The organism is Caulobacter sp. B11, from assembly GCF_002737765.1.
Classification (GTDB): domain Bacteria; phylum Pseudomonadota; class Alphaproteobacteria; order Caulobacterales; family Caulobacteraceae; genus Caulobacter.
The window spans coordinates 1-6,676 of the sequence record NZ_PEGG01000161.1; the positions used below are offsets into that span (position 1 = coordinate 1).

The following is a 6,676-nucleotide window of genomic DNA, read 5'->3' on the forward strand; positions in this document are numbered from 1 at the left end:
CTCGAGCTGCAGCGCGCGCTCAAGGCTCGCGGTCGGCTCGGCGTGACCAGATTGACCACCCCGCCGATCGCCTGACTGCCCCAGAGGTGGATTGCGCGCCGCGCAGGACCTCGATCCGCGCGATGTCGCCGATCAGCAGATTGCCGAAGTTGAATCCGCCCTGGGTCGAGGATGGGTCGTTTGAGCTTGACGCCGTCGACCACCACCACCGTGTGGTAGGATTCCGCCCCGCGAATGAAGACCGAGCCTGCTGGCCTTCACCCCCGCTGCGGGCGACGACGACGCCGGGGGTGCGGGAGATCAGGTCCGCGACATTGGTGGCCTGGCTGAGGGCGATGTCGCAGCTGTCGAGCGCGGTGATGGAGACGCCGATCTTGTCGGCGTTCTGCGCGAAGCGGGTGGCGGTGACGACCACGCCGTCGACGGCGCTGGCGGCTTCCGCCCCAGCGACATCGGGGTCAGCGGCCTTGCGCGGCGTGAGGCTGGTTTCAGCAAGGGCGGGCGAGGCCAGCAAGAGCGTGGCCAGGGCGGTCGTGGTCAGAAGTCTGCGAGTCATGGGTTTCCCCTCCGGTGACGACGAACCGGCGCTCGATCGGGTCCGCGGGCGTGACGGCGCGCGGGCTCGCGCGAGGGGCGCGGTCCAGGTTGCTCGTCGTCTCTGTCGGGAAGACCCGTTTCACATGGCGCACCCCGGCCATGGGAAGGACGACCGCGACGGGCAGGTCTCCTGGCTCACGGGTCAATGCCTTCGCGTCGCCTTCCCAGATCGCCCGCGAACGGGGTTTCCAGTGGCATGAATGACGCGCGGACTCGCCGCTTACAGTTGCGGGGGCAGCCCGGGTTTTTCACCCGAGTTCCCTTTTCATCCTCCGGAGAGGAACCTGTCGCGAGGCCCGGACTAGCTGTTGCGCCGCGCACCGTCAATCCGGCGGGCATTCGGCGCAGAACGGCGCGTGAACTCTGGCGCTGGCCGTCCGGCCGCTCTATATCGGCGACCACATGACCATCGATCACGACTCCCGCCTTCGGCGGCTGAAGTTCCGGGCTTGGCACCGCGGATTTCGCGAAGCGGACCTCATTCTGGGCCCGTTTGCTGAAAACCATGGGCCAAACCTGACCCCCGAACAGCTCGACTTGTTCGAAGCGCTGATGGAAGAGTCAGACCGTGAGATCTATGCTTGGATCGTGGGGCAGGAGCCGACCCCGCCCGCGTTCGACAACGAAATCATGAACATGATCAAGTTGTTCCGCTATGAAGCTCACGCGGTCAGACCCATCGGCGATGGCGCCTGAGGCCTGTCGCCGCGACCGAGCTTGGTCGGGATATCGCAACGTTTGTCGCGCGCTCGCTCTGTTCCACGGCGAGGAAGCCGCCCCGGCGGATCGGAATCGAACTTTTCACGAGCGGGCCAGGCCCGTCCATAGGCGCTAAAGAGCAGCATGGCCCACGACGCCAAACAGATCGCCAAGGCCTCGGGCGGCCTCACCCTGGCTGGCGCGCCGGAGGGTTTTGACGCCCTGGTGATGGCCGACATCGCCCGCGCCCGGGGTGGGCTGACCATGTTCGTGGCCCGCGACACGGCGCGAGCCACGGCCTTCATCGACGCCCTGAGATTCTTCGCGCCCGAGATCGAGGCGGTGCTGTTCCCCTCCTGGGACTGCCTGCCTTATGACCGAATCGGCCCCTCGGCCGGCGTCGCGGCGACCCGGATGTCGACCCTGCACCGCCTGGCCAACGGCCTGGGGAAGGCCAAGCCGGCCATTCTAGTCACCGCCGCGCCGGCGCTCCTGCAGCGGGTTCCCGACAAGTCGGTCCTGATGCGGGCCAGCTACGCCGCCCAGGTCGGCAATGTCGTCGAAGTCGCGGATCTGGAACGCTATTTCGCGATCAACGGCTATGTCCGCGCGTCGACGGTGTCCGAGCGCGGTGAGTTCGCGATCCGGGGCGGCGTGATTGACGTCTATCCGCCCGCCGCCGACGAACCCGTGCGGTTGGACCTGTTCGGCGACACGCTGGAAAGCATCCGGGCCTTTGATCCGGAGACCCAGCGTTCGACCAAGCAACTGAAGGCGATCGAACTTCTGCCCGTCAGCGAGGCCCTGCTCGACGCGGCCGGCGTCTCGCGCTTCCGGTCGGGCTATGTGCGCACCTTTGGCGCACCGGGCGATGATGCGCTCTACGCCACGGTCAGCGAGGGCGGCCGCCGGGCCGGTCTGGAGCACTGGCTGCCGCTGTTCTATGAGCGCATGGCGACCCTGTTCGACTATCTGCCCGAGGGCGGGCTGATCGGCATCGATCATCAGGTCAATGAGGCGCGCGACGAACGCCTGTCGATGATCCAGGACGCCTACGAGGCCCGGGCTGGCGCCGACCGCAAGTCGGCCTATCGCCCGCTGGAGCCCAAGGCCCTCTATCTGACCGCCGAGGAATGGGACGGCGCGATCGCCGACCGCACCCATCGCCGCTTCACGCCCTTCCAGCCCCAGGGACTGGACGTGGTCGACATGGGCGCCAAGCTTGGCCGCACCTTCGCCGCTGAGCGGGCCCAGGACAGCGTCAACCTGTTCGAGGCGACCGCCGAGCATGCCCAGGCCCTGACAGGGCAGGGCAAGCGGGTGCTGTTCGCCTCTTGGTCGGAGGGCTCCTCGGAACGACTCGGCACGATGCTGGCCGACCACGGCCTGACCCGAATCCCCTACGCGGCCTATTGGCAGGCCGCCAAGGCCGCCGATCCCAAGACCCCGCAGCGCGTTGTGCTGCCGCTGGATCATGGCTTCGAGACCGACAGCCTGGCGGTGATCTCGGAAACCGACATTCTCGGCGACCGCCTGGCCCGGCCACGCAAGAAGCGCCGCGCCGCCAACTTCCTGGCAGAGGCCAGCGCCCTGACCCCCGGCGACCTCGTGGTCCACATCGATCACGGCATCGGCCGCTATGAGGGCCTCAAGACCCTCGACGTCCAGGGCGCGCCGCATGACTGCCTGGACCTGCTGTACGGAGGCGAGGCCAAGCTCTATCTGCCGGTCGAGAACATCGACCTTTTGACCCGCTACGGAACCGACGGCGAGAACGTCCAGCTGGACAAGCTGGGCGGCGCAGCTTGGCAGGGGCGCAAGGCCAAGGCCAAGGAGCGCCTGCGGGTCATGGCCGAGGGCCTGATCCAGATCGCGGCGGCTCGCCAGCTGAAATCCGTCGAAGAGACCGATCCGCCGCACGGGGTGTTCGACGAATTCTGCGCGCGTTTCCCTTACGAGGAGACCGACGACCAGCTGTCGGCTATCGCCGATGTGCTGAGCGATCTTGGATCCGGCAAGCCGATGGATCGTCTGATCTGCGGCGACGTCGGGTTCGGCAAGACCGAGGTCGCCCTGCGCGCCGCCTTCGTGGTGGCCATGAGCGGCAAGCAGGTGGCCATCGTCTGCCCAACGACCTTGCTGGCGCGCCAGCACTTCAAGACGTTCAAGGATCGCTTTCAGGGCTGGCCGATCAAGGTCACCCAGCTATCGCGGATGGTCACCGGCAAGGACGCCGCCGCCGCGCGCGAGGGCCTGGCCAATGGTCAGCTGGAGATCGTGGTCGGCACCCATGCCGTGCTCTCCAAGCAGGTCTCGTTCAAGGACCTGGGCCTGGTCATCGTCGACGAGGAGCAGCACTTTGGGGTCAAGCACAAGGAGAAGCTCAAGGAGCTTCGCGCCGACGTGCACATGCTGACCCTGACCGCCACGCCCATTCCCCGAACGCTCCAGATGGCGCTCAGCGGCATTCGCGAGATGTCGATCATCGCCACCCCGCCGGTCGATCGCCTGGCGGTGCGCACCTATATCAGCCCCTTCGATCCGGTGACCCTGCGCGAGGCCCTGCTGCGCGAGAAGTATCGCGGCGGCCAGGCCTACTATGTGGTGCCGCGCATCAAGGACCTGGAGGAGATCGAGAAATTCCTCCGCGTTCAGGTGCCGGAGGTGAAGTTTGTGGTCGGTCACGGCCAGATGGCCCCGACCCAGCTGGAAGACGTGATGACCGCCTTCTACGAAGGCCAGTATGATGTCCTGCTCGCCACGACGATCGTCGAGAGCGGCCTCGATATTCCCAGCGCCAACACCCTGATCGTGCACCGCGCCGACATGTTCGGCCTGGCCCAGCTCTATCAGATCCGTGGCCGGGTCGGCCGGTCCAAGGCCCGGGCCTACGCCTATCTGACCACGCCCGCTGAGAGGCAGATCACCCTGTCGGCCGAGAAGCGCCTGAAGGTCCTGCAGTCGCTCGACAGCCTGGGCGCCGGCTTCCAACTGGCCAGCCACGACCTCGACCAGCGCGGCGGCGGCAATCTGCTGGGCGACGAGCAGAGCGGCCACATCAAGGAAATCGGCGTCGAGCTGTACCAGCAGATGCTCGAGGACGCGGTCGCCGAGCTGCGCGAACGCCAGGGCGCCGAGGCCTTGAGTTCAGATCGCGGCTGGTCGCCGCAGATCAATACCGGCGCGGCCGTGATGATCCCCGACGAGTACGTCCCCGACCTCAATGTCCGCCTGTCGCTCTATCGCCGACTGTCCGAGGCGGAGCGCGCGGCTGACCGCGAGGCCCTGGCCGCCGAATTGATCGACCGCTTTGGCCCCCTGCCGCCGGAAACCGACAGCCTGCTGAAGGTGGTGGCCATCAAGGGTCTGTGCCGCGAGGCCAATGTCGCCAAGATCGATGTCGGCCCCAAGGGGGCTGTGGCCAGCTTCCGCAATGACACCTACGCCAACCCTCTGGCCCTGATGCAGTTCGTGGCCAAGAACAACATCGTCTGGAAGGTGCGGCCCGACCAGAAGGTGGTGGTGAAGGGCGAGTGGGATACGCCGGCCGCCCGCCTGGACGCCGCTGAAAAGATCCTGACCCAACTGGTCAAGCTGGCCAAGGAGTAGGGCGGTCCGGTCTAGACGCTCGGTTCGAGGGCCTTGTCGATCGCCGCGGCGATGTTTTCCGGGCTTTCAGCCCCGACGACGGCCAGCTTGCCGCCGAAGATCGCGAACGGCACGCCGGTGATTCCGCCCTGGACGGCCATGGCGTGCTCGCGCGCCACCGAGTCCTGGTCCGCGCCTTCCGACAACAGCCGAAGGATCACGAGGCGGTCCAGTCCGGCCTGCTCGCCGATCTCGGCCAGGACCTGGGGATCGCCGATGTCGCGACCATGGGTGAAATAGGCCGCGAACAGGGCCTCGACCACCGCATCCTGCCGGCCCGCGCCCTGACTCCAGCGGATGAGACGGTGCGCGGCGTTGGTGTTGGGCGACAGGGCGATCGCGTCGAAATCGAAGACGATGCCGTCCTCGGCCCCGCCTTCGACCAGGGCCGTATGAACGGCCTTCAGCTTGAGCGGATCCTTGAACTTGCCGGCCATATAGGCTTTGCGATCAACGCCTTGCTCGGGAAGGGTCGGGTCAAGCTGATAGGGTCGCCAGACGATCAGGGGCTCGACATCCGGCCGCAGCGCCAGAGCGGACTTCAGGCGCCGCCAGCCGAGATAGCACCAGGGGCAAACGACATCGGCGACGAGGTCGATCAGCAGCGGTTGTCCCATGGACCTTCCTCAGACGGCTTCGCGTTGCAGCGCACGGGCCGCCGCGCGCTCGAGGGCCTTGACCGCCCCTTCGCCATTTTCGATCTGCGCCACGCCAATGTCGAACTCGCAGACAAAGGGACTGCGGTCTTCGCCTGCGTCAAAGGCCGTGCAGCCAATGACGGCGGCGATGCGTTCGGCGGCGGCGCGGGCGGCGGCCTGGTTGGTGGCGGGGAGGGCCAGGGCGAAGACTTCCGGCGCCAGGCGGGCGGCGGTGTCCTCGACCCGCACCAGCCGGCCGACCATCGAGCCGATCTGCGGGATGGCTCGATCGAGCCAGCCATTGGACCGGGCCCACAAGACGTCGGCCTTGTCGGCGATACGCAGCACGCAGATCGACATCGGTCGGGCCCGCTCCCGCGCCGCGGCGGCCAGGCGTACCAGGTGCGCGGCGAAAAGGTCGCGGGTGAACAGTCCGGTGGCGGCGTCCATCAGGCCCGAACTGCGCGCCTTTTCCAGCGCGCCCCGGATCGATTCGCCCCGGCGGTAGTTGCGGGCCAGTTCGATGACCCGACGGGCGGTTTCGACCTCGGGGCGTCTCGGGCGACGCGACGTCGGAAACGCCGCGATGGAAGGCCTCGGCCATGGTCACATAGCTCTCGGCCTTGAGGTAGAGCAGGGCCGGGATGTGGAACAGGCGGGTGTTTCGACGCATGCCCGCCGCGATCGACAGGGCTTCCTGCTGATTGTCGCCCGCCCACAGGACCACGGCGTCGAAGGCCCGCTCGTGAAGATAGTCGAAGGCCGTATAGGCGGTGAAGGCGCCGACGACGTCCGCGCCGCTGCGGGTCAGGGCGTTGGACAGGGCCAGGAACTGCGGGGCCGGTTCGCCGATGGCCAGGATCCGGAAGGGCTCGCCGTGCGATTCCGGCAGGTCCAGCCGGCGGCCGCGCTCGCTGAACGTGGCCATCCGCAACTCGAACTCTTCCTCGGCGATCGCGGTGCGGACCAGCGATTCTAGCCTAAGAACGGCCTGGGCCGGGTGCAGGGGCGGCGAAAGCGTCAGGTCGAAGGCCTGATGGTTGGGTTCGCCCGGCTCGCCGATCGCGATCACTGGTAGGCGACGCGGCGCCACC

Annotated in this window: 4 protein-coding genes, 1 pseudogene and 1 riboswitch; of the genes and pseudogenes, 2 read left to right on the plus strand and 3 right to left on the minus strand. The window is 67.4% G+C overall.

Annotated elements, in window-relative coordinates; translation table 11 throughout:
* Nucleotides 1-19: 19 nt before the first annotated feature.
* Complete coding sequence (locus CSW58_RS07700; RefSeq protein ID WP_099446896.1) at nt 20-556, minus strand: TonB-dependent receptor; 537 nt, start codon at nt 554-556, stop codon at nt 20-22.
* Nucleotides 557-699: 143 nt separating this feature from the next.
* Nucleotides 700-900: riboswitch (cobalamin riboswitch) on the minus strand.
* Nucleotides 901-999: 99 nt separating this feature from the next.
* On the opposite strand from CSW58_RS07700, the gene CSW58_RS07705 reads away from it, so the two are divergent.
* Nucleotides 1,000-1,293, plus strand: a complete 294-nt coding sequence (locus CSW58_RS07705) for a succinate dehydrogenase assembly factor 2 (RefSeq protein WP_099446897.1) — start codon at nt 1,000-1,002, stop codon at nt 1,291-1,293.
* 147 nt (nt 1,294-1,440) lie between these two features.
* Complete coding sequence (mfd, locus tag CSW58_RS07710; RefSeq protein WP_099446898.1) at nt 1,441-4,905, plus strand: transcription-repair coupling factor; 3,465 nt, start codon at nt 1,441-1,443, stop codon at nt 4,903-4,905.
* Between the two features lie 11 nt (nt 4,906-4,916).
* On the opposite strand, the gene CSW58_RS07715 is transcribed toward mfd, so the two are convergent.
* The gene (locus tag CSW58_RS07715; RefSeq protein WP_099446899.1) at nt 4,917-5,561 is read right to left on the minus strand and encodes a DsbA family oxidoreductase; all 645 of its coding nucleotides are present in this window, start codon (nt 5,559-5,561) and stop codon (nt 4,917-4,919) included.
* A 9-nt stretch (nt 5,562-5,570) separates the two neighbouring features.
* Nucleotides 5,571-6,676 (minus strand): annotated as a pseudogene (locus CSW58_RS07720) (diguanylate cyclase domain-containing protein); the annotation flags it as partial.

Bases quoted from the DNA above. Each gene is read 5' to 3' on its own strand.
- mfd (WP_099446898.1), top strand. From the start codon at position 1,441: ATGGCCCACGACGCCAAACAGATCGCCAAGGCCTCGGGCGGCCTCACC.
- CSW58_RS07700 (WP_099446896.1), bottom strand. From the start codon at position 556: ATGACTCGCAGACTTCTGACCACGACCGCCCTGGCCACGCTCTTGCTG.
- CSW58_RS07705 (WP_099446897.1), top strand. From the start codon at position 1,000: ATGACCATCGATCACGACTCCCGCCTTCGGCGGCTGAAGTTCCGGGCT.
- CSW58_RS07715 (WP_099446899.1), bottom strand. From the start codon at position 5,561: ATGGGACAACCGCTGCTGATCGACCTCGTCGCCGATGTCGTTTGCCCC.